Consider the following 26,863-nt stretch of genomic DNA (forward strand, 5'->3'; position numbering starts at 1 on the left):
CCGAGACTTCGTGCAATAGCGCGGATTGCGAGACCCGCCGCGATCCCGCGAGAGATTTCTTCGCGCTCCGCCAGCCCGAGCGCCGAGGCCGCTCTACGCCTTGCTGACGGAGCAATGCCGCCGTGTAAGGATACGATCCGCTGAACGCCGGTCTTGTTCCGGCGGTCCAGTGCCCGCGAGATCGACGAAATGCTCTGACCTTGCTTCCATCGCTCCCAAAGCTCGGCCTTCTGCGCTGACGTAAACCAGATCCGTGACGTCACCATGCAACACCTCCTCATCCTCTCAGATTAAGAGTGTTGCGGCGACCTATTGAACCCACCCGGTCATGACCGACATTCGCCGCGCCCTTCCGGCAACGACGGAACTGGCGACGCTGGGAACATTGATCGGTGCTTTGTTCGGCGTGCCGCTTGGCGTGCTGGCCGCGGTCAAGCGCGGCAGCCTCATCGACCAGGTCGTGCGCATCATTGGCCTGATCGGCTATTCCGTGCCGATCTTCTGGCTCGGGCTGCTGGCGCTGGTGCTGTTCTACGCCAAGCTGCAATGGGTCGCCTTCCCGGCGCGGCTCGACGTCGTCTACGAATACACCTTCACGCCGATCACCGGCTTCTATCTGCTCGACTCCGCGATGCAGGGACAGTGGGATGTCTTTTACGATGCCTTCCGCCACATCATCCTGCCGGCCTCGCTGCTCGGCTATTTCTCGCTCGCCTACATCAGCCGCATGACGCGCTCGTTCATGCTCAACGAGCTCACCCAGGAGTACATCGTCGCGGCGCGCGCCAAGGGCCTGTCGGAAACCCGCATCATCTGGGGCCACGCGCTGCGCAACGCCGCCGTGCCGATGGTGACGGTGATCGCGCTGTCCTATGCCGGGCTGCTCGAAGGTTCGGTGCTGACTGAGACCGTCTTCTCGTGGCCTGGCATCGGTCTCTACATCACCAATTCGCTGCAGAACGCCGACATGAATGCCGTGCTCGGCGGAACCATCGTCATCGGCTCGGTCTTCATCGGCATCAATCTCCTGTCCGACCTGCTCTACCGCGTGCTCGATCCGAGGACCAAGACAGGATGAGCGCCGAGACCATCCAGAGCCGTCGCGACTGGCTGCTCAGCGAGCGGCCGGCGTCGCGCATGCAGGCAAGGCTCGGCCGCGCCTATGTCGCGTGGCGGCGCTTTTCCGCCAACCGGCTGGCCTTTCTCGGCCTGCTCATCATCATCGCCCTGCTGGTCGTTGCCGCCCTTGCCGGCGTGCTGGCGCCCTATTCGCCGACATTCGGCGACCTCAAGGGGTCGCGCCTGCTGGCGCCGAGCGCCGAGCACTGGTTCGGTACTGACGATCTCGGCCGCGATATCCTTTCGCGCATTCTCTATGGTTCGCGCTGGACGCTTTATGTGGTCATCCTGGTCGCCATCATAGCGGCGCCGATCGGCCTTTTGGTCGGCACTGTCGCTGGCTACGCCGGCGGCTGGATCGATGCCATCCTGATGCGCATCACCGACATCTTCCTCGCCTTCCCCAAGCTGATCCTGGCGCTCGCCTTCGTCGCCGCGCTTGGGCCCGGCATCGAAAACGCGGTGCTTGCCATCGCCATCACATCCTGGCCGCCCTATGCCCGCATTGCCCGCGCCGAAACGCTGACCGTGCGCAATTCCGATTACATCAAGGCCGTGCAACTGATGGGCGCCTCGCCTTTCCGCATTGTGCTGCGCCACATCATGCCGCTCTGCATCTCATCGCTGATCATCAGGGTGACGCTCGACATGGCCGGCATCATCCTCACCGCCGCGGGCCTCGGCTTCCTTGGCCTCGGCGCGCAGCCGCCACTGCCAGAGTGGGGCACCATGATCGCTTCGGGCCGCCGCTTCGTGCTCGACCAGTGGTGGGTGGCCGGCGCGCCGGGCTTCGCCATTCTCATCGTCAGCCTTGGCTTCAACCTGCTCGGCGATGGCCTGCGCGACGCGCTCGATCCCCGCAGTGGTGACCAATGAGCACGCAGTCAAAGGGTACTCTTCTTGACGTCGACGATCTGCGCGTCACCTTCCCGACCCGCACCGGGCTGATCGAGGCGGTGCGCGGCGTCTCCTTCTCGCTCGGTCGCGAACGGCTCGGCATCGTCGGCGAGTCCGGTTCTGGCAAATCGCAGACCGGCCGCGCCATCATGGGCCTAACGCCGCCGCAGGCCCGGATATCGGCAAACAAGCTCGCCTTCGACGGCATCGACCTGCTCGCCGCGTCGCCACGCGAACGCCGGGCGCTGCGCGGAAAACGCATCGCCATGATCCTGCAGGATCCGAAATATTCGCTCGACCCGGTGATGAGCATCGGCCGCCAGATCGTCGAGACGCTCCGCACGCATGAGAAGGTCGGCAAGGCCGAGGCGCGCGACCGCGCGCTGGCCATGCTGGAGGCGGTGCAGATCCGCGACCCCGCCCGTGTCTTCGACCTGCATCCGCATGAAGTGTCAGGAGGCATGGGTCAGCGCGCCATGATCGCCATGATGCTGATCGCCGGACCGGAAATGATGATTGCCGACGAGCCGACTTCGGCGCTCGACGTCACCGTGCAGCTCGACGTGCTCGGCATCTTAGACCGGCTGGTCAGCGAGCGCGGCATGGGGCTGATCTTCATCTCGCACGATCTGCGCCTGGTCTCCTCCTTCTGCGACCGCGTCATCGTCATGTATGCCGGTAAGGTGGTCGAGCAGCTCAAGGCGTCGGAACTCGGGCGGGCCCAGCACCCCTACACGCGCGGCCTGCTCAACTGCATGCCCAGGATCGGCTTCGAACGGCATCCGCTGCCGGTGCTCGACCGCAAGCCGGAGTGGGCGGCATGACAGCAGCGATTGCCATCGACGGGCTGGAAGTGATCTTCGACCGTTTTCGCGCGCTGAAAGGTGTCAGCCTCGAAGTCAGGTCAGGCGAATCCTTCGGCCTGGTCGGCGAATCCGGCTCCGGCAAATCGACGCTGCTGCGGGCCATCGCCGGCCTCGCGCCGGTCGCCTCTGGCAGCATTACCGTCAATGGCAAGAAACTCGGGCCACGCCGCGACAAGGCTTTTTACCGCGAAGTGCAGATGGTCTTCCAGGATCCGTATGGGTCGCTGCACCCGCGCCAGACCGTCGATCGCCTGCTGCAGGAACCGCTTGCCATCCATGGTTTTGCCGACGGCGAAAAGCGCATCCAGCGAGCGCTCGATGAGGTCGGTCTCGGCAGCGGTTTCCGCTTCCGCTACTCGCATCAACTGTCGGGTGGCCAGCGCCAGCGTGTGGCGATCGCGCGGGCGCTCATCCTCGAACCCTCGATCCTGTTGCTCGACGAGCCGACCTCGGCGCTCGATGCCTCGGTGCAGGCGGAAGTGCTCAACCTGCTGGAAGAAGTCCGCCGGCGGCGCAAGCTGACCTTCCTGATGGTCAGCCACGACCTCGCCATCGTCACCCATATGTGCGAACGGCTGATGGTGATGCAGGGCGGCGAGGCGGTTGAGAATCTGACGGCGGCCCAACTTGTCGCGCACCGCGTGACAGAGGATTATACGCGCAATCTGCTTAGGGCCAGCGAGGGTTTCGTCCGCACGGCTTGAGCGGCTTCAGGCCGCTCCGCCTTCCGTTCACCGTGCTGCCCCGGCTTCGGCTCCTTGATCCTGAACCAGGTGACATAAAGCGCCGGCAGGAACAGAAGCGTGATCGCCGTGCCGGCGATGATGCCGCCCATCATGGCATAGGCCATCGGGCCCCAGAACACTTCGCGGGCGATCGGGATCAGCGCGAGACTCGCGGCCGCCGCCGTCAACGCGATCGGCCGCATGCGGTGCTCGGTCGCCTCGATGACGGCCGCCCAGCGGTCCTTGCCCTCGCGCACCAAATCCTCGATCTGCACGATCAGGATGACCGAGTTGCGGATCAGGATGCCGATCAGCGCCAGCACGCCGAGGATGGCGACGAAGCCGAGCGGTGCCCCGCTCGGCACCAGCGCCGCCACCACACCGATCAGGCCGAGCGGCGCCACCGCAACGACGAGGAACAGGCGCTGGAAGCTCTGCAGTTGGATCATGAGGATGGTCGCCATGATGAACAGCATCAGCGGCACCACGGCGGCGATCGGGCCCTGGCTCTTGGCGCTTTCCTCGACTGAGCCGGCGGTGGCGATCGAATAACCCGGCGGCAGCTTGGCGATGAAGGCGTCGACCGAAGGCTTCAGCTCGTTGACCACGGTGGCCGGCAGCACGTCGCCGACCAGCCCGGCGCGCACGGTGATGGTTGGAATGCGATCGCGCCGCCACACTGTCGGCTGTTCGAGCTCGTAGCGGAAATTGGCCACCGCGGCGAGCGGGATGGATTCGCCCGTGCCGGTCGGCAGCTGCATGTTCTGCAGCGTTCCGATCGAGCCGCGCTCGGCCTCGCGCGAACGGGCCACCACATTGATCAGGTAGGTGGCGTCGCGCACCTGGGTGATGGTGGCGCCGCCGACCGTGCTGTTCAGTGCGCTGGCAATGTCGGAAGAGGTGATGCCGAGCTGGCGCGCCTTGTCCTGCAGCACATCGACCCTCAGCACACGCTGCGGCTCGTTCCAGTCGAAGGTCGGCGCGCCAAGCTTCGGATTGGCGGAAATCACGCCGGAGAACTGCTGTGCCAGCTCCCGCACCGTCTGGATATCGGGGCCGCTGACGCGGTACTGCACCGGGCGCCCGACCGGCGGCCCCAATTCGAGCGGCTTGACGAAGGCGTCTGTGCCGACGAACTCCTCGCGCAGCAGCCTTTCCAACGCCGGCTTGACCCGGTTGCGCGCCTCGATGCTCTTGGTGACGATCACGGTCTGGCCGAAATAAGGATTGGCCGGCTGCACGTCATAGGCAAGCACGAAGCGCACCGCGCCCTGGCCGATATAGGAGCTGAAATGGTCGATGTCGGGATTGCCGACCAGCGCCCGCTGCTCGAAGCGTTCCATCTGGTCGCGGGTCTCGGCGATCGATGAGTTCTGCGGCAGGTTCCAGTCGACGATCAGCTCCGGCCGGTCGGAGGGCGGGAAAAACTGCTGCTGGACAAGGCCGAAGCCGGCGATCGAGGCGGCAAACAACAGCACCGTGGCGATGATGGTCAGCCAGTGATGGCGCACGGAGCCGACCAGGACACGCCGGAACAGCGATGTGAAACGGCCAGGCTGGTCGTGATGTTGCTGCTTCATGGTCGCCGGCAGGATGGTGACGCCGAGCAGCGGCGCGAACAGCACCGCGACGATCCATGACACCAAGAGCGATACCGCGATGACGACGAACAGCGTGAAGGTGTATTCGCCGGCGGCGCTGTTGTTGAGGCCGATCGGAATGAAGCCGGCGACCGTCACCAGCGTGCCGGTCAGCATCGGGAAGGCGGTCGAGGTGTAGACATAGGTCGCCGCCTTGCGCAGATTGTCGCCGACCTCCAGCCGCGCCACCATCATCTCGACCGCGATCATGGCGTCGTCGACCAGAAGGCCGAGCGCGATGATCAGCGCGCCGAGCGAAATGCGCTGCAGCGAGATGCCGAGATAGGCCATGACCGTGAAGGTGATGGCCAGCACCAGCGGGATCGACAGCGCCACCACGAAGCCGGCGCGCATGCCGAGGCTGATGAACGACACCGCGAGCACGATGGCGACCGCCTCGAACAGAGCGCGCGTGAAGCCGGAGACGGCCTCCTCGACGATCACAGGCTGGTCGGCGACCAGATGCACGCCGACGCCGATCGGCAGGTCGGCCAACACCTTGTTCATCTCCTCATGCAGGGCCTCGCCGAATTGCAGCAGGTTGGCGTTGGGCTTCATACCTATGGCCAGCCCGATCGCATCCTCGCCGTTGAAGCGGAACAGCGCCGTCGGCGGATCGACATAGCCGCGGGAAATCGTCGCCACGTCGCTCAGCCGGAAGAAGCGGTCATTGACGCGCAGATTGATGGCGCGCAGGCTGTCCTCCGAGGTGAACTGGCCGCCGACCCGCACGCTGATGCGCTCCGGCCCCGACTGGATGACGCCCGACGGCGTTATCGCGTTCTGCGCCTGCAGGCTGGCCACGATCGCCTGCTGATTGAGGCCAAGGGCTGCGATCTGGCGGGTCGAGAATTCGAGATAGATCGCCTCGTCCTGCGCGCCGACGAGATCGACCTTGCCGGCATTGGGCACGGTCAGGATTTTTGTGCGTACATCCTCGACATAGTCGCGCAACTGGCGCGGCGTCAGCCCGTCCGACGTGAAGGCGTAGATGTTGCCGTAGACATCGCCGAAGCGGTCGTTGAAGAACGGTCCCTGCACGCCTTGCGGAAACTGCCCCTTGATATCGTTGACCATGTTGCGCACCTGAATCCAGTTCGGCACAACATCGCGCGCCTTGGTGGTGTCCTTCAGGTTGACGAAGATGACGGTCTGGCCGGCGGTGGTGACGGACTTGGTGAAGTCGAGGCTGTCGAGCTCCTCGAGCTTCTTCTCGATGCGGTCGGTCACCTGCTGCAGGGTCTCCTTGACCGACGCGCCCGGCCAGTTGGCCTGGATGATCATCGTCTTGATGGTGAAGTTGGGGTCTTCCTCGCGGCCGAGATTGAGGTAGGAGAACACGCCGGCGACGACGAAGACCAGCATGAAATACCAGACCATGGAACGATGGCTGAGCGCCCAGTCGGAGAGGTTGAAGCCTTTCACGTGGCCCCTCCTTCGAGAATCCTGACTTTTTGTCCCTCGGCCAGGCTATGTACGCCGGCGGTGACGACGCGCATGCCGGCCTCCAGTCCTTCGGCGACGGTAAAGGTGGCGGCGCCCTTGGCGGCAACCTTGATCTCGTGCGCGCTGACGCTCGATGTCTGCGGATCGACGATCCACACTCTGTCGGAACCGTCCTTTTCGAGCAGCGCCGACAGCGGCAGTTCGATCGTCGGCGCCACCTTGGTCATGCGCGTCGCGGTCACCGTCGAGCCGAGCCGGAAGGCCGGCGGCGAATCCGTCAGCGTCAGCCGGACGCGGCGGGTGCGGGTCGAGCCCTCGGCCTGTGGTGCTATCTCGCGCAGCTTGGCCTGGGTCTCGATCGTCGGCAGCGATTGCAGGATGACCTGGAACGGCGTGCCGGCGACGAGATCACCGGTCAACTGGTCGGGAATATCGACCACCGCTTCGCGAAGATCGGAGCGTGCCACAGTGACGACAGTCTGGCCCGCCGAGACCGTCTGCCCGACCTCGGCGCCGGTAGCGGTGACGACGCCGTCGAAATCCGAGAACAGTCTGGCATAGCCAAGCTGCTCCCGCGACTTGGCAAGCGCGGCCTTGGCCCGCTCGACACCGGCCTCGGCTGCCTTGCGCGCCTGTTGTGCGGCATCGAAGACGGCCTGCGAGGTGTTGGCGGCGGCAAGCAGCTGGCGTTGGCGTTCCTCGCTGGCGGCGGCGTTGGCGAACTGTGCCTCGGCATTGGAAAGTTCGGCCATGGCCGCCTGGACGGCCAGCTCCAGCGCGGTCGGGTCGAGCGCGGCGATCGTCGTGCCCTTGCTGACGATGTCGCCGACCTTGACGTCGCGCGAGACGACCCGGCCAAGCAGGCGGAAGGCCAAGTCTGCAGTGTACTGTGGCTCGACCGAGCCGGCGAAGCCGAAGGTCTGGGTGGTGCGCGGTTCGACCACGACCGACAGCACCGGCCGGACGATCTCCGGCGGCGGCTTTTCATCCGACTTCGAGCAGCCGGCGAGCGCGCCGAGCGCAAACAGGCCAAGCAGGATGCGCGGCAGCCGGTTCATTGGCCCGCTCCCGATATCTCGACCGTCTGTCCAGGGCTGAGCAACTGTCCGCCTGATGTAACGATGCTTTGGCCTTCGTCCAGCCCCTTGGCGATCACGACCGTGCCCGATTCGAAAGCCAGCACCTCGACCGGCGTCGTGGTCACCGCCTTGGTCGCGGGGTCGACCACCCACACCGCCGGATTGCCGGCGCTCGACGTCAGCGCCTGCCAGGGCAGCAGGACAGCCTTCGTCGGCTTGGCGCTGACCGAGCCGATGACCGCCGCCCCCAGCGGCATGCCGGCGGGCGTGTCGGGAATGCTGACCTTAACCCGGATCGAACCCGAAGCCGGATCGACCACCGGCGAGATTTCGCGGACCTTGCCCGTCGCCTTGACCTGGGGGTCGGACAGCAGCGTGATCGTCACCGCCGGAGCGGCCGGCGACCTGGCGACCAGAGTTTCCTGGACGTTGAACACCGCATCGCGGTCGCCGTCCTCGGCGACGGTGAAGACGGTTTGCGCTGCTTGCACCACCTGCCCCGCTTCGACCTGGCGGGCGGTGATCACGCCCGCGGCGCCTGCCTTGAGTTCGGTGAAGGACAGGTTCTGCTGGGCGTTGGCGAACGCGCTCTGCGCTGCATCGACGCTGCCTTGCGCCACCTTCAGCGCCTGGTCGGCCGCGTCATAGTCGCGCCTGGTGGTGAAACCCTGGGCCAGAAGTGTCTTCTGCCGCTCGAAGGCGGCAGCGGACTGGGTCAACTGCGCCTGCGCGGCGTCGAGGTCGGCCTGCGCCGAGCGCAGATCGGACTCCTGCTCCTGTGGATCGATGCGGGCGAGCACGGTACCTTGATCGACATGCTGGCCGACATCGACAAGCCGCTCGGCGACGCGGCCGCCGACCCGGAACGACAGATTGTTCAGCGTGCGCGCGGCGATCACCCCGGTCAGCGAGGTCCGCGGCGCAAAGTTGGCGATCGCCACCGTCTCCGTGCGCACCATCACCGGCAGCTTTTTTGCCGCCGCCTCCTGCTTCTGGCAGCCGGTCAGCAGCATCGCCGCCGTGCAGGCAAAAATTGCCGAGGCGGCTGGAAAAGACAAAAGGCTGGAAACTTTGACCGATGGCGGCGAGACGGACGATGTCGCGTTCCTGCTCATGGGCTCCCTCAGCCGCGGGCCGATCGCGATACCTCGCGGACAATCGGGAGGATAATCGATCCTCGGAAAAAGAAAACCGGTCTCGCATGCGTATCGCCAGACTGGTTAAGGGCATGTCGGAGCCGCAGGCCCAATCGACCGCCGGTGGTGCCGACTTGAGGAAAACGTGAAATAAGGTCAGAAGACGGTGATCAAACGAGAACGGGCGCCAGCCCGATGAGGGATATCATGAAGAATTCAGCCATTTCCGAACGCAAGAACCAGTCGATCTCACGCGGCGTCGGCATGACCACGCAGATTTACGCAGACCGGGCTGAAAACTCGGAGATCTGGGATGTCGAGGGTCGCCGCTATATCGACTTCTCGTCGGGCATCGCCGTTGTCAATACCGGACACCGCCACCCCAAGGTGATCGAGGCGGTCAAGGCACAGCTCGACCGCTTCACCCACACCTGCCACCAGGTGGTACCCTATGAGAGCTATGTGCGGCTGGCCGAACGGCTGAACGCCATGCTGCCCGGCAAGTTCGAGAAGAAGACGATCTTCGTCACCACCGGTGCCGAGGCGGTCGAGAACTCCATCAAGATCGCCCGCAACGCCACCGGGCGCCCGGCGGTCATCGCCTTCGCCGGCGGCTTCCACGGCCGCACCTTCATGGGCATGGCGCTGACCGGCAAGGTCGTTCCTTACAAGGTCGGCTTCGGCGCCATGCCGGGCGACGTCTATCATGCGCCGTTCCCGGTGGCGCTGCATGGTGTATCGGTTGCCGATTCGCTGGCCGCGCTCGACCGCCTGTTCAAGGCCGATGTCGATCCGGCCCGCGTTGCCGCCATCATCGTCGAGCCGGTGCAGGGCGAGGGCGGGTTCTATGAAGTGCCGCGCGATTTCATGGTGGCGCTGCGCAAGCTCTGCGACCAGCACGGCATGCTCTTGATCGCCGACGAGGTGCAGACCGGCTTTGCCCGCACCGGCAAGATGTTCGCGATGGACCATCACGACGTGGCGGCCGACATCACCACCATGGCCAAGAGCCTGGCCGGCGGTTTCCCGCTCGCCGCAGTCACCGGCCGCGCCGAAATCATGGATGCGCCCGGCCCCGGCGGGCTCGGTGGCACCTATGGCGGCAGCCCGATCGGTGTCGCCGCCGCCCATGCAGTGCTCGATGTGATCGAGGAAGAGAAGCTCTGTGACCGGGCCAACACGCTGGGCGGGCGATTGAAGCAGCGGCTGCAGTCGATCCGCGACGAGGTGCCTGAAATCGTCGATATCAGAGGCCCGGGCTTCATGAACGCGGTCGAGTTCAACGACGTCAAGAAGGGCCTGCCGTCGGCCGAGATCGCCAACGCGGTCAGGCTGAAGGCGCTCGACAAGGGCCTGATCCTGTTGACCTGCGGCGTCTACGGCAACGTCATCCGCTTCCTCGCCCCGATCACCATCCAGGATAGCGTCATGAACGAGGCGCTCGACATTCTGGAAAGCTCGATCCGCGAAGTCTGCGCCGCCTGATTTGGAATGTGCCGGTCTGGAGGGGCGGGATTATCCCGTCGCTCTGGCCGGCTCCTTCTCAAGGAAAGCGGCCAGCGCCGCTTTCAGGCCCTCGGGGCCGGCAGCGACGGTCTGCGGCGTCGGCGAGAAGCCGGCGCCGAGCATCTTGCGGCCAAGCATGTGGTCGCCGGGGCGGTTGACCGATTCGATGCCGAGCAGCCGGTCGCCGGCATAGTGGTAGATAGAGAACCTGTTGTCGGGCAGGTCGCCCAGCACGACGTGGCTGTCGCCGCCAGCGGTCAGGCCGACCATCTGCAGCTTCATGTCGCCAATGTCGGACCAGAACCACGGCACCGCCGAATAGGCGTCCGCGTGGCCGGTGATCGTGCGTGCGGCAAGCCGCGCCTGGTCGGTGGCGTTCTGCACCGATTCCAGGCGCACGTCGCCGCCGGTGAACCAGTGCCGGTAGGAAGCGGCGTCGCCGATCGCCAGGATTTCCGGCGCCGAGGTGCGCATCTGATGATCGACACGAATGCCGTTGGCGATGGCGAGGCCGGCGGCCTCAGCCAGTTCGACGTTCGGCACGGCGCCGATGCCGACAATGACCATGCGTGCGGGCAGCCTTTCACCTGACGAGGTGACCGCGGCCGTGACATGACCATTTTCGCCCTCCAGTCTTGCAACGCTGGTGCCGGTGAGGATGCGCACGCCGATCGCTTCCAGCCGTCGCCGGACATGGCTCGCCACGACCGGCGCCACGGCGCGGCCGAGCAGCCGGTCGACCGCTTCGACAACCGTCACCGTCCGTCCGGCTGCCCTGAGCGTGGCGGCGATCTCCAGCCCGATGAAGCCGCCACCGAGGATGACGACCTCGTCGCTCCGCGCGCTGAGGTCGCGGATCAGCCGCGCATCGGCGAGCGAGCGCAACGACACCACGCCGGACAGATCGGAGCCGGGCAGCGGCAGGGTGCGTGGCCGCGAGCCGGTCGCCAGGATCAGGTGGTCGAAGGCAAGCGCGCCGCCGCCGGCAAGCTCCAGGAGCCGCCCGCCGACATCGATCCGGTCGACCTTGACGCCCGGCCGATAGTCGATCGCGCCGCCGCTGTAGAAGGCTTCGCCGCGCAAGGGCTGCGGTTTCGCCTCAGCATCCTTGATGAAGGTCTTGGACAGCGGCGGCTTGTGATAGGGCAGTTCGTTCTCGTCACTGACGAGGATCAGTGGCCCGTCATATCCTTCCTCGCGCAGGCTCGCGGCCGCTTGCACGCCCGCATGACCAGCACCGACAATGACCACACCGTTCTTCATCGCAGCCCAAATTCCTCGACAGATTCTAGGACGTCTCGCCAGATGGCATCTGCCTGACACCGCCGCGAGAGCATGCGTTCGGGTCGCACCCGGAATGGCGTCTGTCAATCATGTGGTTCCACGGCGCGACTGACGCAGAAGCGGATAAAGTTGACAGTTGTAGTTTAGAATAGTTCTAAACTATTGTTTCAATTGAATTTTATCACTTTCGCCAGTTGACTTCCAGCGGCGCCGACGCTTTATGGAGGGCTAGCGCATCAAGCGCATCCCTTTGATGTCTGGGCCTTGAACCCTTTCGATTGGAGGCATTTCGGTGTCTTTCTACGCCAGCCGCGCCGTCGCGTGGTCCCTATCCCTTCCGGTTGCATGCGCATGCCCTGGCGTGGGCCGTCCGTTGCCGCGCCATTGGCGCCGGCTTTTCACTGAATTTCGAGGAGATAGCAGTCATGAGAGCGATGATCACGGCACGGTATGGCGGCAGGCTTGCAGCGATCGGCGCCACGGCACTGCTGACGGCGGCGGTGTTCGTACTGCCGGCCAAGGCGGAAACCGACGTGAAGGCGGTCATCAAGACCTATGCCGATATTGGGCTCGCCAAATATGAGGACTCGCTGACCACGGCGCAGGCGCTCGACAAGGCGGTCGACGCGCTGCTCGCCAAACCCTCGGTCGAAACGCTCAATACGGCTCGCGAAGCCTGGAAGGCGGCCCGCGTTCCCTACCAGCAGACCGAAGTCTACCGGTTCGGCAACAAGATCGTCGACGACTGGGAAAGCGAGGTGAATTCCTGGCCGCTGGACGAAGGCCTGATCGACTATGTCGCCAGGAGCTACGGCACCGAGTCGGACGCGAATTCGCTCTATACGGCCAATGTGATCGCCAACAAGGAGATCGAGATCAACGGCAAGAAGGTCGACGCCTCGAATCTGACGCCGGAATTCCTCTCCGGCACGCTCCAGGAAGCCGGCGGCATCGAAGCCAACGTCGCCACCGGCTATCACGCCATCGAGTTCCTGCTCTGGGGCCAGGACCTGCACGGCACCAATCCGGGGGCCGGCGAACGCCCTTATACCGACTACGATCTCAAAAACTGCACCGGCGGCAATTGCGACCGCCGCGCCCAGTACCTGAAGTCGGCGAGTGACCTTCTGGTTTCCGACCTGCAGAAGATGGTCAACGACTGGAAGGAAGACGGCGCCGCGCGCAAGAACCTCGTCGATGGCGAACCGAACACCGCCATCTCGATCATCTTCACCGGCATGGGCTCGCTGTCCTATGGCGAACTGGCCGGCGAGCGCATGAAGCTTGGTCTGCTGCTGCATGATCCGGAAGAGGAGCATGACTGCTTTTCCGACAACACCTACAACTCGCATCTCTACGACGCCATCGGCATTCGCGCCGCCTATCATGCCAGCTACACCAGGCTCGACGGCACCGTTGTTTCGGGTCCTTCGGTGTCGGATATGGTGAAGGCGGCCGATCCGGCGATCGACAAGGAGCTGTCGGACAAGCTCGATGTCAGCGTCGCCAGGATGGAGGCGATCAAGGCGCGGGCACTGGCCGGCGAGGCCTATGACCAGCAGATCGCCGAGGGCAATACGCAAGGCAACGCCACCGTGCAGGCAGCGATCGACGCACTGGTCGACCAGACCAAGTCGATCGAACGCGCTGTCGGCTCGCTGAAGCTGAACGACATTGCCTTCGAAGGCTCCGACAGTCTCGACGCGCCGGACAAGGTGTTCAAGTAAGAGCCGTCATGGCATGACCCGGAACCGGAGATCCGCGTAAGCGAAGAAGTGGAAGCCGGTTTTCGGAAAAGGTCACGCCCGACCAGGAAATACCAGCCAAACGGTGCCGGAGCGCCGTCAGCCAGAGCAACGTAATGCTGATCTGCCATTGCAACATCATCACCGAGAAGGAGATCGAGCAGACGATCATCGGGCTGCTGGATCAGGACCCCTGGCAACTGATCGTGCCGGCCAAGGTCTATCACGCCATGCAGAAGCGCGGTCGTTGTTGCGGCTGCTTTCCAAATGTGGTCGAAACCATCATTCGGGTCACCGAAAATTACCACGCCCGCTCGGAGGCGAGCGGCGTGGATGTCGTCTCACACCTGGATCGCGTCAGAGGCCTGCGCGTCCAATACGGGAGCAGAACCCATGAAAGGCGAAAAGCAGATCATCGAGCGGCTTAATGAGGCTCTGTTTCTGGAACTCGGTGCCGTCAATCAATACTGGGTGCATTTCCGTCTGCTTGAAGACTGGGGATATGCCAAGTTGGCGAAAAAGGAACGCGCGGAATCGATCGAGGAGATGCACCATGCCGACCGGCTCGTGGCCCGCATCATCTTCCTCGAAGGCCACCCGAACCTGCAGTCCGTGGCGCCGCTGCGCATCGGGCAGAATGTGAAGGAAGTGCTCGAATCCGATCTCGCCGGCGAGTATGACGCGCGCACCGCATACAAGCGGTCGCGCGAGATCAGCGAGGAAGCCGGCGATTACGTGACGATGAAACTGTTCGAGGAATTGCTGGCTGACGAGGAGAGTCACATCGACTTCCTCGAGACGCAACTCGACCTGCTTGCCTCGATCGGCGAGGAAAAATACGGCCAGCTCAACGCCGCATCGGCGGACGAGGCGCATTAAGGGCATGTTGGAATGCGGCGCCTGCTAGAATTCGTGCGCCGCTTGCGGCGGGCCGAAGGCTCGCCGCTCCGTCAGAAGACACCAGCCAGGTTGGCCGGCAGGCGCTGCGTCATCTTCGTGGTGGCGTTCACCTCTTCCGCGATGGCCGGCGACCCTCAGCCTCCCGGCCTCGCCACCACGCGCACCGACCTCGATGCGAAGGATCAGGCGCGCGTCACCGCCATCATCAGGCCGACCACTGACTTTTCCAAACCCGAGCAATTCGAGCTGATGCAGGGTGGCGCCGGGACGTCGCGGAAGGACTCCAGCCGCGATTCCTTCTCGCAATCCTCGGCCAACATCACCTTCGAGGAAGAGGGCACCTTCAAGTTCGGCAACGCCCTTTTCCGCAAGAACTGGGTGTCGTCGCCATCCTCGACGCAGGCATCGGACGGCCTTGGTCCGCTGTTCAACGAACGCGCCTGCCAGAACTGCCATCTGAAGGATGGCCGCGGCCATCCGCCGGAAGGCGACGCCGGCACCACGTCGATGTTCCTGCGACTGGCGCGCGAGGCGAGCAGCGCGCAGGAGAAAGCCGCGCTTGCCGACCACAAGGTGCTCAATTTCCCCGACCCGGTCTATGGCGCGCAGTTGCAGGAACTGGCCGTGCCCGGCCTGCGTGGTGAAGGCAGGATGCATGTCGCCTATCAGGAACGGAAGGTGACGCTGGCGGACGACAGCGTGGTTTCGCTGCGTAAACCCACCTATTCGGTCGCCGATCTTGCCTATGGGCCGCTTGATCCGCGCACCACGCTGTCGCCGCGCCTGACCCCGCCGATGATCGGCCTTGGCCTGATCGAACAGATTGCGCCGGCGGACATCCTCGCCAACGCCGACCCGGACGACCGCAACGGTGACGGCATTTCCGGCAGGCCGAACATCGTGCGCGACGGCCAGGGCGGCGAGCCGACGCTTGGCCGTTTCGGCTGGAAGGCGCAAACCGCTTCGATCCGACAGCAGGCGGCGGATGCCTTTGCCGGCGATATCGGCATCTCGACGCCCGAAATGCCGAAACATTGGGGGGATTGCACCGCCGCTCAGCCAGAATGTCTCGCCATGCCGAACGGCGTGCAGGGGCGCCTCGGCCCGGTCGAGGCACCGCCGCCGGTGATGGATCTCGTGACCTTCTATTCGCAGAACCTGGCCGTGCCGGCACGCCGCGGCCTCGACACAAGGCGAGTGCTGGCCGGCAAGAAGGTCTTCTACGAGATTGGCTGCATTGCCTGCCACACGCCGAAATTCGTCACCCGTCGCGACACGCCCAACAAGGCGCAGGCGTTCCAGCTGATCTGGCCCTATTCCGATTTCCTGCTGCACGACATGGGGCCTGGTCTGGCCGATGGCCAGGCCGTTGGGGAAGCGACGGGCAATGAGTGGCGCACGCCACCGCTGTGGGGCATCGGCCTCACTGAAACGGTCAACGGCAACTCTTTCTTTCTGCATGATGGACGCGCGCGCACCTTGGCCGAGGCGATCTTGTGGCACGGCGGCGAGGCGCAGAAGGCGCGTGACCGTTTTGCCGCCGCCAGCGCCACTGACCGCGATGCCCTGGTCAAATTCCTGGAGTCACTCTGATGCTCAAGCGTTCCGCACTGGTTCTCGTTCTGCCTCTGGCTCTGCTGGGCGTCTTCCCGGCGTCAGCGGCGGTGAAAGCCTCCGACATCATCCAGCGAGCGATCGATGGGTTTGTCCGCCCGGCCTATGCCAGCCTGCACCAGCATGCGGAAACCTTGACCGGATCCGTGCGCAAGCTCTGCACCACGCCCTCGCAAGGGGAGCTTGATGTGGCACGTGCCGAATTTTCAGCCACGGTCGATGCCTGGTCGTCAGCCGAAATCATCGGCTTCGGGCCGATCAAGGAGAACAACAGGCTGGAACGCATGCTGTTCTGGCCGGACCGCAAGGGCATCGGCCTGAAACAGGTGCAGGTTGCCTTGGCGGACAAGGATCAGACCGCCACCGATCCCGCTCAACTGGCCGGCAAGAGCGTTGCCATACAAGGGTTGGGCGCGCTGGAGTTCGTCCTTTATGGCGACGGCGCCGATGCGCTGACCGGCAAAGGCGGTTCCTATCGCTGCGCCTATGGCGCTGCGCTTGCCGGCAACATCGAAACCATGGCCGGCGACGTCAGCGATGCCTGGAACAAGCCGGACGGATTTGCCGCCCTTTGGGCCAATCCGGGGCCGCGGAACCCACTATACCGCGACGGCAACGAGGCGGTGACGGAACTGGTCGGCGTCTTCATCAATGAGCTGGAAATGGTCCGCGATGTCCGCCTGAAAGGCTTTTTCGGCGGCAGGCCGGATGCGGACAAGCCGAAACAGGCGATCTACTGGCGCTCGCAAAACACCACCAATTCACTGGCTGGAAACCTCGCCGGCATCGATACGCTGTTCCAGGCTTCGAAGCTTGGCGACGCATTGCCGCCCGATGCGCGCTGGATGGCGGAATCGATCCAGATCCAGCTGGTCAACGGCGTTGCCACCGCCAAGGCCGTCAAAGGTCCAATCGACAAGGCACTCGCCGATCCGGCGCTGCGTGACAAACTCGACCATTTCGCGCTGATCACCTCCAGCCTGTCGACCCTGTTCGGCACCAGGCTGACCGCCGAATTCGGCCTGACCGCCGGCTTTTCGTCGCTGGATGGGGACTGAGCATGATCCCGAAAAGTGGAAGCCGGTTTTCGGAAAGATCATGCTCAAGAAGCGAGACTGATCCTTGAAAACGCCACTCATGGATCGCCGTGATTTCCTCAGGGCCGCCGGGGCAGGCTTCATGGCCGCAATGGCGCCGTCGGCATGGGCGAAGACACTTGCCGCCGACGCCGTCTTCGCCACCGCTTTCGTCAAGCGCGATGGCAGTTATGGCGCTGCCGTGCTGTCCGAGGCCGGCAAGGTCCTGCATGCGATCGATCTGCCCGATCGCGGCCACGACGTCACTTTCGATCCGGTGTCGAAGCGTTCGGTGGTCTTTGCTCGCCAGCCCGGTACCTTCGCGGTCGTTTTCGATCACACCGGGCGCGACGCGCCGCTGACCATCGCCAGCATCACCGGCCGGCATTTCTTCGGCCATGGCGTGTTCTCGACCGACGGGACGCTGCTTTACGCCACCGAGAATGACTTCGACAGCGCCGCCGGCGTTGTCGGCGTCTATGATGCACGCGCGAAATTCAACCGTATAGGCGAGTTCCCGACCTATGGAATGGGGCCGCACGAGCTTCTGCTCATGGGGGACGGCAGCACGATTGCCGTCGCCAATGGCGGCATCGAGACCCACCCGGACTACGGCCGCGCCGAACTCAACATCGCGACCATGAAGCCGTCCTATGTGCTCATCGACCGCGTCACCGGCGACCTTGTCGAAAAGCACGAATTGCCGGCAGCACTACACCAGCTGTCGATCCGCCACATGGACACGGACCAGACCGGCACCGTCTGGTTCGGTTGCCAGTACAGGGGACCGGGCACCGATCGTCCACTGTTGGTTGGCCGCGCCGCGCGCGGCAAGGATTTGCAGTTGCTCGACATGCCGCGGGACGTGCTGACCGGCTTCCGCAACTATATCGGCTCCGTCGCCGTCAATCCGGTTGCCGGCACCGTCGCCGTCTCGTCGCCGGAGGGCAATTCGCTTGCCGTGATCGATGTGGCGAGCGGCAAGGTCGTCTCGACCAGCGCACTGGTCGAGGTCTGCGGCGTGGCGCCCGACGGAACCGGCTTCATGGCGACGACCGGCACTGGCGAGATCGTCGCGGGCAGTGGTGCGACACGCTCCGAGCCAGACTATGTCTGGGACAACCATATGCTGCGTATCGAGCCAGTCGCGTAGATGCTTTTCCGGCCAGGCCGAAGCGAAGCCGCTTAACAAATTATGCACTATCCCCTTGCGGTGGCGCGCCGTGGCGGGCACAGGGAAACGGTTTCTCGAACCGGTCGTTTCATGAAAGTGCTCGCCATCGACTGTGCCGCCAATCTCTGCGCCGCTTGCGTCTATGACGCGGAGGCGAAGCAGGAACTCGGCCGCTCGGTGCTCGATCTCGGCAAGGGCCATGCCGAGCACTTGATGGCCGTCATCGCTGAAGCGCTCAAAGCAGCCGCTACCAACTATTCCGGTCTTGGCGCCATTGCCGTCTCTGTCGGCCCCGGTTCCTTCACCGGTCTGCGTGTCGGCGTCTCGACCGCGCGCGGTCTGGCGCTGGCGTTGAAGATTCCGGCGATCGGGGTGACAACGCTCGAGGCACTGGCGGCTGAAGCAGCCGTGACATTTCCCGGTCGCGCCGTGCTGGCGGCGCTCGATGCCGGGCGCGAGGAAATCCATGCCGCCCTTTACGATGAAATGTCGGTTTTGACTTACGGTCCGGCGGTGACCACCTTGGCGGATGCCGTCACCATGGCGACGGAAAGCTCGTCGGTGCTTGCCGGCACTGCGGCAGCGCAGATTGCCGCATCGGCCGGGCGCGCCTTCGATATCGGCCCTCGGACGGCTACCGCCGATATTCTCACATACGCTCGGCTGGCTACCGCCAAGGGGGAGGGCGAAAGGCCGAAACCGCTCTATCTACGCGGCGCGGACGCCAAGCCGCAGGCCGGGTTCATATTGTCGAGGCTCGGACCATGATCCCGAAAAGTGGAAGCCGGTTTTCGGAGAAGATCATGGTCAAACAAGAAGACGGAAGTTAATGCGCATACCTTTTCTCCAGCCGCGTCGTCGGGACTATGCGCTCGAGCCGCTGAAGATCGCCGACAGCCCGGCGGTCTCGCTGCTGCACCGCGAGGACTTTGTCCGCCCGTGGACCGACGGCGAATTCGCCGCCTTGCTCGAACAGGATACCGTGTTCGGCTATGCCGCGCGCGAAACCGGGCAGGGCTCCAAGCCGCCGGTCGGCTTCGTGCTGGCCAGGCTGGCCGCCGGCGAAGGCGAGATCCTGACCGTCGCGGTGGCGCGGTCCCATCGCCGGCAGGGGCTTGGCTGGCAGTTGATGGATGCAGTGCTGCGCGAACTGCACGCGCAGCGCGCCGAAGCGCTCTTCCTCGAAGTCGACGAGACCAATGTCGCCGCGATCGCGCTCTATCGGCGGCTGGGCTTCCGCGAGGTCGGCAAGCGTCCGAATTACTACAAGTCGCCCGAGCGCGGCCCGACCGGTGCGCTTGTCATGCGCCGCGATCTTCGCTAGCCAGAGGCCGGGATAGGGCGATGATCAAGAAAATCAGGATTTTCCTGGCGCTGGGCCTCGTTGTCGCCGGTTCGCTGATACTCGTGCCGCTGCAGATCCTGTCGATGAAGACCGGCTGGTGGCCGGAAACGTTCATCCTGAAGATCTGGCACAGGCTGATCATCAGGGCGCTCGGCATGCACGTCCATGTCCACGGCACGCTTTCGACCAAGCGCCCGTTGCTGGTGGCCGCCAACCACGTCTCCTGGACCGATATCATGGTGCTCGGCTCCATGGTCGATGTGAAGTTCATCGCCAGGGCGGATATGGAAGGCTGGCCGCTGATCGGCATGCTGTCGAAGCTGCAGCGCACCGTCTTCATCGAGCGCGAGCGCAAGCGCTCGTCGGGCGACCAGGCGAGCGAGATCGCCAGCCGCATGGCCAAGGGCGACGCCATGGTGCTGTTCGCCGAGGGTTCGACCGGCGACGGCAACGTCGTCCTGCCCTTCAAGAGCACGCTGTTTGGCGCCGCCTCGATGGCGATTTCCGAAGGCGCGGCGGAGCAGGTGTTCATCCAGCCGGTGGCGATCGCTTACACGCGCCTGCATGGCGTGCCGCTCGGCCGCCGGCACCGGCCGCTTGCCGCCTGGATCGGCGATGAGGACCTGATGCCGCATCTCAGGGTGCTGCTGGCGGAGGGCGCCCTCGATGTCGAGGTGCATTTCGGCGAGCCGATCGCCTTTTCCAAGGGCTCGAACCGCAAGGAAACGTCGAAGCTGATGGAAAGCAAGGTGCGCGAGATGATGCACGCGGCGCTTGCCGATCCTCGCCCCAGCCGTTAGCCGGGCTGCGCGTCCGCCGGCAAGCATGACGGTGGCAGCGGAGAATCGTCTGTTTTTTGTCACGGAAAGGCGTTAGAAGCCGCCGGATGGACTTGAACACGATAGAGCGTGACGACATCGACGCCACCGCCGAAGGGATGGCCGCGCCGGCTGGAGCGACCAGGAAGGTCTTCATCAAGACCTATGGCTGCCAGATGAACGTCTATGATTCGCAGCGCATGACCGATGCGCTGGCCGCCGACGGCTATACCGCGACCGACACCATCGGCGAGGCCGATCTGGTGCTGCTTAACACCTGCCACATCAGGGAGAAAGCGGCCGAAAAGGTCTATTCCGAGCTTGGCCGTATTCGCGAGATGAAGGCAGAACGCGCCGGCACCGGGCGCGAAATGCTGGTCGGCGTCGCCGGCTGCGTGGCGCAAGCCGAAGGGGCCGAGATCATCCGCCGTTCGCCGGCCGTCGATCTGGTCATCGGCCCGCAGACCTATCACCGGTTGCCCGACGTATTGGCGCGGGTGCGCGGCGGCGAAAAGATCGTCGAAACCGACTACGCCATCGAGGACAAGTTCGAGCATCTGCCCCAGCCGAAGCGCGCCGAGGTCATCAAGCGCGGCGTCACTGCATTCCTCACCGTGCAGGAAGGCTGCGACAAGTTCTGCACCTTCTGCGTCGTGCCTTATACCAGGGGCTCCGAAGTGTCGCGGCCGGTGGCGCAGATCGTCGCGGAGGCGCAGCGTCTGGCGGAAGCCGGCGTGCGCGAGGTGACGCTGCTCGGCCAGAACGTCAATGCCTGGCATGGACAGGGCGAAAATGGCGAGGAATGGGGCCTTGGCCGGCTGCTGTTCAGGCTCGCCGAAATACCCGGGCTGGCGCGCTTGCGCTACACCACCAGCCACCCGCGCGACATGGATGACGAACTGATCGCCGCCCACCGCGATCTGCCGGCGTTGATGCCTTATTTGCATCTGCCGGTGCAATCGGGCTCCGACGGCATCCTCAAGGTGATGAATCGCCGGCATACGGCGAAGGACTATCTGGCGCTGCTCGACCGCATCCGTGCCGCCCGGCCGGATATCGCGCTTTCCGGCGACTTCATCGTCGGTTTCCCCGGCGAGACCGAAGCGGATTTCGAGGCGACCATGGAACTGGTGCGCGAGGTCAATTACGCCTCGGCCTTTTCGTTCAAATATTCGCCGCGCCCCGGCACGCCGGGCGCCGAGATGGCCGATCACGTGCCGGAAACCATCAAGGATGAGCGCCTGCAGCGGCTGCAGGCACTGCTCGTGAAACAGCAGCAGGACTTTGGCTCGAGCCTCGTCGGCAGCACCATCGACACGCTGATCGAGAAGCCCGGCCGCCAGGCCGGCCAGAAGGTTGGTCGCTCGCCTTGGCTGCAGCCGGTTATTGTTGATGAAAAGGCCGGCGAAATCGGTGACATTATCCAGGTGCGAATCACGAAGACGGGCTACAACAGCCTGTTCGCCGAATTGGCCTGAGGGTCTCGGCAGATGAGGAGAGACGGTTGAGCGCAGCAGAGCTGAAGAACCTGCCCCCGGTACCGGCATCTGGGGCTTCTGACATGGCGCACATCGTTCTGACTTTCGACAACAACAAGCTTGCTAGCGCCCTTTACGGTCAGTTCGACGAAAATCTCGCCAGGCTCGAGCAGAAGCTCGGCGTCGACATTCGCTCGCGCGGCAACCAGCTGACCATCAAGGGGTCCGCTTCGGCCGCCGAGCAGGCGCGCCGCGCCCTGGATAATCTCTACGGCATTCTGCAGAAGGGCGTCGATATCGGTCAGTCCGACGTCGACGGCGCCGTGCGCATGGCGGTCGCCGCCGATGATCAGCTGACTCTGCCGACGCTGGAGCGCAAGGGCAAGGTCTCCGCCGCCCAGATCGCCACCCGCAAGAAGACCATCTATGCCCGCTCGCTGAACCAGGACGCCTATATGCGGGCACTGGAGCGGTCGGAACTCGTGTTCGGCATCGGTCCGGCGGGCACCGGCAAGACCTATCTGGCGGTGGCGCATGCGGCGATGCTGCTCGAACGCGGCATGGTCGAACGCATCATTCTCTCGCGGCCAGCGGTCGAGGCCGGTGAGCGGCTGGGCTTCCTGCCGGGTGACATGAAGGAGAAGGTCGATCCCTACCTGCGTCCGCTCTATGACGCGCTCTACGACATGATGCCGGCCGACAAGGTCGAGCGGGCCATTGCCGCCGAGGTGATCGAGATCGCACCGCTCGCCTTTATGCGCGGCCGCACGCTGGCGCATGCCGCGGTCATTCTCGACGAAGCGCAGAACACCACGCCGATGCAGATGAAGATGTTCCTGACGCGTCTGGGCGAGAACTCGCGCATGATCGTTACCGGCGATCCAACCCAGATCGACCTTCCCCCAAGCACCAAATCCGGCCTGGTCGAAGCCTTGCGTGTGCTCGACGGCGTGGCGGGCGCGGTGACCGTGCGCTTCAACGATGTCGACGTGGTTCGCCATCCGCTGGTGGCGGAAATCGTCAGGGCGTACGACCGGGACGCCAAGCTGGCGCGCGGCCTCGGCGCCGAGAATTGATTTGACGATGCGGCTTCATGCCTGAGGACATAAAACCGGTCGAGGGGGAGATTTCGCTGCCCGTCGACATCGACTTGGCCGTCGAAGCGGGAAACTGGCCTGAAGAGGCCGGACTTTTGCGGCTGGTCGAACGGGCTGCCGGTGCCGCTTTCGCCGAAACCGGCGCGGCGGGACGCTCCGAACTCAGCGTCGTTTTTTCCGACGATGCCCATATACGCACGCTCAATGCCGGCTGGCGCGGCAAGGACAAGCCAACCAACGTCCTGTCTTTTCCGGCTTTTCCGTTTCCCAAGGGTGGCCCGCTGCCGCCGATGCTGGGCGATATCGTGCTGGCCGCTGAAACGGTCGCGCGCGAAGCGGCACTGGAAGAGAAGCCCTTGCAGAACCATATCTCCCATCTCGTCATCCATGGCCTGCTGCATCTCCTGGGCTATGATCACGAGACCGACGCCGAGGCCGAGGAGATGGAGGCCATCGAACGCGCTGCGCTCGCGAGGCTTGCCATTCCCGATCCCTACGCGTAACTAGAAAAGACCAATTGACCGGACGACGATGAACGACAAACCAGAGACTGCCGCCCGCCCCGACGCCGGCAGTGCTACCAAGGCTTCCGATACTTCGGAAGAGGGATCAAGTCCGAGTACCGTTACCGGCAGCGCTGCCAGCGACTCTTCGCCTGCCGGTCCCTCCCTGTTCGAACGCGTTTTGGGCTTGTTCCGGCAACGCAATGGCACCAGCCTGCGTGAGGAAATCGCCGGCGCGCTTGCCGAAACGACGAGCGATGCCGGCGCCTTCTCGCCCGGTGAACGCGCCATGCTCAACAACATCCTGCGGCTGCGCGAAGTGCGCGTCGAGGATGTCATGGTGCCGCGCGCCGACATCGAGGCGGTCGAGATCACGACGACGCTCGGCGATCTCCTGGGCACCTTCGAGCAATCCGGCCATTCCCGCATGCCGGTCTATTCCGAGACCCTCGACGACCCGCGCGGCATGGTCCATATTCGCGACGTGCTGGCCCACATCACCAAGATCGCGCGGGTCAAGAAGGGCCGCACGAGCAGGAAAACCCCTGCCGCCACGGTTCTCGATCTCGCGCAGGTCGACCTCGCGCGCACCATTGGCGACCTCAACCTGATCCGCCCGGTGCTGTTCGTGCCGCCGTCGATGCTTGCCTCCGACCTGATGGGCCGCATGCAGACGACGCGCACGCAGATGGCGCTGGTGATCGACGAATATGGCGGCACCGATGGCCTCGTCTCGCTGGAAGACATCGTCGAGATGGTCGTCGGCGACATCGAGGACGAGCATGACGACGACGAGCCGATGATCACCCAGAGCGGTGACGGCGTGTTCATCGTCGACGGCAAGGCCGAGATCGACGATGTCGCCAAGATGATCGGTGGAGATTTCGCCGCCGGCGAACACGGCGAATATGTCGACACCATCGGCGGCATGATCTTCAACACGCTTGGCCGCGTTCCGGCCCGGGGCGAGGTGGTGCAAGCCATTCCCGGTTTCGAGTTCCACGTGCTCGATGCAGATCCGCGCCGCGTCAAGCGTGTGCGCATCGTGCAAATCCAGAAGGCTGAACGCCGCCGGCGCGCCACCGCCCGCGCCGAGCGAGCGTGAGCCTTTCGCGCGCCCGATGACGCTGGACGACCCGTTCAAGCACTCAAGTCTGGGCTCCGGTGTCTTCTACAAGGATCCGCGTGCCGCGCTGGACTGGCTTGAAGCTGCTTTCGGCTTCGTGCGCAGCATGGTGATCAGCGATGCCGAGGGAAAGCTGGTCCATTCCGAGATGCGGTTCGGCGACAGCTGCATCATCGTCGATTCCGAATGGGCCGACTACGTCGCCAGTCCGGCTTCGGTCGGCGGCAGGAACACGCAGTGCGTCTATGTGCGCCTGAAGGATGGGCTGGACGCCCATTGCGAACAAGCCAGGGCAAAGGGCGCGGAGATCATCCAGGAGCCCGCCGATCAGTTTTATGGCGAACGTCAATATCGGGCCCGTGATCCCGAGGGGCATGTCTGGACCTTCACACAACCCATTCGCCTGGTTCCGCGCGAGGAGGCGGAGCGATTGAGCGGCCTGCGCATCGACGGCTGGCATCGCTAGGCTCGGCCCGGGCGTGCTTCTCGCCAGATCGCTGCCGTTTGGAGCGCGGACCACGGCCTGTTAAATCTTGCTTCCTGATTCGCGCGACTCGGAAGTATGCATGGAGCGCCTTGCCGGCCGGATAATTCTGCTTTGGGGTTGGCAGCGAGCGCTCGTGGCGTTTCTCGCGGGGGCGCTGGCGGTGCTTGGCCAGGCACCTTACGATTTCTTCGCTGCCTGTTTCATCTCGTTTCCCTTGCTGGTCTGGCTGCTCGACGGCGCCACCGGGGAAGCCTCCGGCAGCCTGTTCCGGCGCCTGCGGCCGGCTTTTGCCGTCGGCTGGTGGTTCGGCTTCGGCTATTTCCTTGCCGGCCTGTGGTGGATCGGGTCGGCGCTGCTGGTCGAGGCCGACAGCTTTGCCTGGGCGCTCCCCTTCGCGGTGGTCGGCATTCCCTTCGGGCTCGCCTTTTTCTACGGCTTTGCGGCAATGGTGGCGCGGCTTTTGTGGAGCAGCGACATAGGCCGTATTGCCGCCCTTGCCTTCGGCTTCGGGCTGGCGGAATGGCTGCGCGGCTTCCTGTTCACCGGTTTTCCCTGGAATGCGATCGGCTACGCCGCAATGCCCGTTCCCTTGCTGATGCAGAGCGTCTCGGTCACCGGCATGATCGGCATGAACGTGCTCGCCGTGTTCCTCTTCGCGCTGCCGGCTCTGCTGGTGGCGCGCCGGCATCTTCGCCTCGGCGCGGCGCTGTTTGTCATCCTCGCCGCTGCACATGCCGGCTTCGGCTATGTCAGGCTTACCGCTCCCGAGAAGCCGGCGGCGCGCAGCCTGGATGTCCGCATCGTCCAGCCGGCCGTGGACCTGTCGGAAAAGTGGGACGCCTCGGTGCGCGACCGCATCTTCGCGGTCCTGATGGGCCTGTCGGCCAAGGCACCGGATCCCGGTCATGCAAAGCCGCAACTGATCCTGTGGCCGGAAACCTCGGTGCCATTCCTGTTCACCGAGCGGCCCGACGCGTTGACGGCGCTGGGCGACATGCTGGGCGATGGCCAGACGCTGATAGCCGGCGTCGTGCGCGAGGAAGGCGGCTCGGCCGCCAGCGCCGACAGCCGCTACTACAACTCCGTGGTGGCGATCGATGACAAGGGTGAAATCACTGATGCCGTGGACAAGGTTCATCTGGTGCCGTTCGGCGAATACCTGCCTTTCGCCGATCTGCTCGAGCGTTTCGGCATCGAGCAAATGGTTGCCGGACCGATGACATTTACCGCCGGCAACGAGCGGCATGCCCTCACGCTGCCGGGCGGCATCCGCGCGCTGCCATTTATTTGTTATGAGGTGATTTTTCCCGATCTGGTGGCAGTTGACGCAACGTCAGCGCAGCTTATTGTGAACGTCACAAACGATGCCTGGTTCGGCGATACGCCGGGTCCGTACCAGCATTTCAGGCAGGCTCAGATTCGCGCGGTGGAGAATGGATTGCCATTGTTGCGTGCTGCCAACAACGGCATCTCGGCCGTTGTCGATCCACGCGGACGCATCGTCGATGCGCTGGCGATCGACGCGCGCGGAGCCATCGATGCACATGTGCCGATTTCCGAACAGAGGATCGTATCCTCCGACCAGCGGTGGATTAACGGAATGCTGATCATGTTGCTGTTTGCCGTTGCGGCGGCGCTGTTGAACGTAAGGCAAAGGCTACGGGTGAATTGACAGCCCGCACATTAGAAACTCATACTGTAACGCCTGAAATTTCTCGAAGTCGGTTGATCGTTCTGTTGGGGCAGTTGCCTCCGGCTCCATTTGGGCAGGAAAAAAATAGAGAAAGCCGAAAAAATTCGGC

At 64.2% G+C, this 26,863-nt stretch carries 24 protein-coding genes and 1 pseudogene; 20 read left to right on the forward strand and 5 right to left on the reverse strand.

The features are described 5' to 3' along the window. The coding region (locus BLS48_RS35955; protein WP_208604631.1) for a helix-turn-helix domain-containing protein at window positions 1–266 on the reverse strand (266 nt) is incomplete at its 3' end. Between the two features lie 50 nt (window positions 267–316). On the opposite strand from BLS48_RS35955, the pseudogene BLS48_RS16980 reads away from it, so the two are divergent. The 4 genes and pseudogenes from BLS48_RS16980 to BLS48_RS16995 all read left to right on the forward strand — a co-directional run. After that, window positions 317–1,078 (forward strand): annotated as a pseudogene (locus tag BLS48_RS16980) (ABC transporter permease); the annotation flags it as partial. Further along, entirely contained in the window at window positions 1,075–1,995 is a 921-nt protein-coding gene (gene nikC, locus BLS48_RS16985; protein WP_091579511.1) for a nickel transporter permease, read from the forward strand. The pseudogene BLS48_RS16980 and the gene nikC, both read left to right, overlap by 4 nt. After that, window positions 1,992–2,840, forward strand: coding sequence for an ABC transporter ATP-binding protein (locus BLS48_RS16990; protein WP_091579515.1), 849 nt, complete (start codon window positions 1,992–1,994; stop codon window positions 2,838–2,840). Before nikC ends, BLS48_RS16990 begins: the two co-directional genes overlap by 4 nt. Continuing rightward, complete coding sequence (locus BLS48_RS16995) at window positions 2,837–3,586, forward strand: ABC transporter ATP-binding protein (protein WP_091580037.1); 750 nt, start codon at window positions 2,837–2,839, stop codon at window positions 3,584–3,586. The genes BLS48_RS16990 and BLS48_RS16995 overlap by 4 nt, the downstream gene beginning before the upstream one ends. On the opposite strand, the gene BLS48_RS17000 is transcribed toward BLS48_RS16995, so the two are convergent. The 3 genes from BLS48_RS17000 to BLS48_RS17010 are packed head-to-tail and all read right to left on the reverse strand — an operon-like array spanning window position 3,535 to window position 8,887. Then, window positions 3,535–6,672 (reverse strand): efflux RND transporter permease subunit, encoded by a 3,138-nt coding sequence (locus BLS48_RS17000; protein WP_244529638.1) that lies wholly within the window; start codon window positions 6,670–6,672, stop codon window positions 3,535–3,537. The genes BLS48_RS16995 and BLS48_RS17000 overlap by 52 nt on opposite strands. Beyond that, entirely contained in the window at window positions 6,669–7,751 is a 1,083-nt protein-coding gene (locus tag BLS48_RS17005) for an efflux RND transporter periplasmic adaptor subunit (protein ID WP_091579518.1), read from the reverse strand. Before BLS48_RS17005 ends, BLS48_RS17000 begins: the two co-directional genes overlap by 4 nt. Next, complete coding sequence (locus BLS48_RS17010; protein ID WP_091579520.1) at window positions 7,748–8,887, reverse strand: efflux RND transporter periplasmic adaptor subunit; 1,140 nt, start codon at window positions 8,885–8,887, stop codon at window positions 7,748–7,750. Before BLS48_RS17010 ends, BLS48_RS17005 begins: the two co-directional genes overlap by 4 nt. A 228-nt stretch (window positions 8,888–9,115) precedes the next feature. Here BLS48_RS17010 and BLS48_RS17015 point away from each other — a divergent pair, with 228 nt between their 5' ends. After that, complete coding sequence (locus tag BLS48_RS17015) at window positions 9,116–10,393, forward strand: 4-aminobutyrate--2-oxoglutarate transaminase (protein WP_091579523.1); 1,278 nt, start codon at window positions 9,116–9,118, stop codon at window positions 10,391–10,393. 30 nt (window positions 10,394–10,423) lie between these two features. On the opposite strand, the gene BLS48_RS17020 is transcribed toward BLS48_RS17015, so the two are convergent. Beyond that, a complete protein-coding gene (locus BLS48_RS17020; protein ID WP_091579525.1) occupies window positions 10,424–11,677 on the reverse strand; it encodes an NAD(P)/FAD-dependent oxidoreductase in 1,254 nt (417 codons plus the stop codon). A gap of 455 nt (window positions 11,678–12,132) precedes the next feature. On the opposite strand from BLS48_RS17020, the gene BLS48_RS17025 reads away from it, so the two are divergent. The 15 genes from BLS48_RS17025 (at window position 12,133) to lnt (ending at window position 26,733) form a co-directional block, all read left to right on the forward strand. Continuing rightward, window positions 12,133–13,425 (forward strand): imelysin family protein, encoded by a 1,293-nt coding sequence (locus tag BLS48_RS17025; protein ID WP_208604634.1) that lies wholly within the window; start codon window positions 12,133–12,135, stop codon window positions 13,423–13,425. A gap of 134 nt (window positions 13,426–13,559) precedes the next feature. After that, window positions 13,560–13,871 (forward strand): (2Fe-2S)-binding protein, encoded by a 312-nt coding sequence (locus tag BLS48_RS17030; RefSeq protein ID WP_091579528.1) that lies wholly within the window; start codon window positions 13,560–13,562, stop codon window positions 13,869–13,871. Then, a complete protein-coding gene (bfr, locus tag BLS48_RS17035) occupies window positions 13,837–14,322 on the forward strand; it encodes a bacterioferritin (protein WP_091579531.1) in 486 nt (161 codons plus the stop codon). The genes BLS48_RS17030 and bfr overlap by 35 nt, the downstream gene beginning before the upstream one ends. Before the next feature lie 12 nt (window positions 14,323–14,334). Then, a complete protein-coding gene (locus tag BLS48_RS17040) occupies window positions 14,335–15,936 on the forward strand; it encodes a di-heme oxidoreductase family protein (protein WP_091579533.1) in 1,602 nt (533 codons plus the stop codon). After that, window positions 15,936–17,015: an imelysin family protein gene (locus BLS48_RS17045; RefSeq protein WP_091579536.1), complete on the forward strand. Its 1,080-nt coding sequence runs from the start codon at window positions 15,936–15,938 to the stop codon at window positions 17,013–17,015. The genes BLS48_RS17040 and BLS48_RS17045 overlap by 1 nt, the downstream gene beginning before the upstream one ends. A gap of 64 nt (window positions 17,016–17,079) precedes the next feature. Further along, the gene (locus BLS48_RS17050) at window positions 17,080–18,186 is read left to right on the forward strand and encodes a DUF1513 domain-containing protein (RefSeq protein ID WP_091579539.1); all 1,107 of its coding nucleotides are present in this window, start codon (window positions 17,080–17,082) and stop codon (window positions 18,184–18,186) included. Between the two features lie 111 nt (window positions 18,187–18,297). After that, window positions 18,298–18,975, forward strand: a complete 678-nt coding sequence (tsaB, locus tag BLS48_RS17055) for a tRNA (adenosine(37)-N6)-threonylcarbamoyltransferase complex dimerization subunit type 1 TsaB (protein WP_091579541.1) — start codon at window positions 18,298–18,300, stop codon at window positions 18,973–18,975. A gap of 61 nt (window positions 18,976–19,036) precedes the next feature. Beyond that, entirely contained in the window at window positions 19,037–19,531 is a 495-nt protein-coding gene (gene rimI / locus BLS48_RS17060) for a ribosomal protein S18-alanine N-acetyltransferase (protein WP_091579544.1), read from the forward strand. A gap of 20 nt (window positions 19,532–19,551) precedes the next feature. Beyond that, window positions 19,552–20,352 carry a lyso-ornithine lipid O-acyltransferase gene (olsA, locus tag BLS48_RS17065; RefSeq protein ID WP_091579547.1) on the forward strand — a complete coding sequence of 267 codons (801 nt, stop codon included), beginning with the start codon at window positions 19,552–19,554 and terminating at the stop codon, window positions 20,350–20,352. Window positions 20,353–20,489: 137 nt separating this feature from the next. After that, a complete protein-coding gene (gene miaB / locus BLS48_RS17070; protein ID WP_244529693.1) occupies window positions 20,490–21,848 on the forward strand; it encodes a tRNA (N6-isopentenyl adenosine(37)-C2)-methylthiotransferase MiaB in 1,359 nt (452 codons plus the stop codon). 83 nt (window positions 21,849–21,931) lie between these two features. Next, complete coding sequence (locus tag BLS48_RS17075) at window positions 21,932–22,924, forward strand: PhoH family protein (RefSeq protein ID WP_019863063.1); 993 nt, start codon at window positions 21,932–21,934, stop codon at window positions 22,922–22,924. Between the two features lie 17 nt (window positions 22,925–22,941). Continuing rightward, entirely contained in the window at window positions 22,942–23,448 is a 507-nt protein-coding gene (gene ybeY, locus BLS48_RS17080) for an rRNA maturation RNase YbeY (protein ID WP_091579552.1), read from the forward strand. 28 nt (window positions 23,449–23,476) lie between these two features. Then, a complete protein-coding gene (locus BLS48_RS17085) occupies window positions 23,477–24,553 on the forward strand; it encodes a hemolysin family protein (protein ID WP_091579554.1) in 1,077 nt (358 codons plus the stop codon). Between the two features lie 16 nt (window positions 24,554–24,569). Next, window positions 24,570–25,040 carry a VOC family protein gene (locus BLS48_RS17090; protein WP_091579557.1) on the forward strand — a complete coding sequence of 157 codons (471 nt, stop codon included), beginning with the start codon at window positions 24,570–24,572 and terminating at the stop codon, window positions 25,038–25,040. A 100-nt stretch (window positions 25,041–25,140) separates the two neighbouring features. Beyond that, window positions 25,141–26,733, forward strand: coding sequence for an apolipoprotein N-acyltransferase (lnt, locus tag BLS48_RS17095; RefSeq protein WP_091579560.1), 1,593 nt, complete (start codon window positions 25,141–25,143; stop codon window positions 26,731–26,733). Window positions 26,734–26,863 lie beyond the last annotated feature (130 nt).

The organism is Mesorhizobium qingshengii (assembly GCF_900103325.1).
Lineage (GTDB): Bacteria > Pseudomonadota > Alphaproteobacteria > Rhizobiales > Rhizobiaceae > Mesorhizobium > Mesorhizobium qingshengii.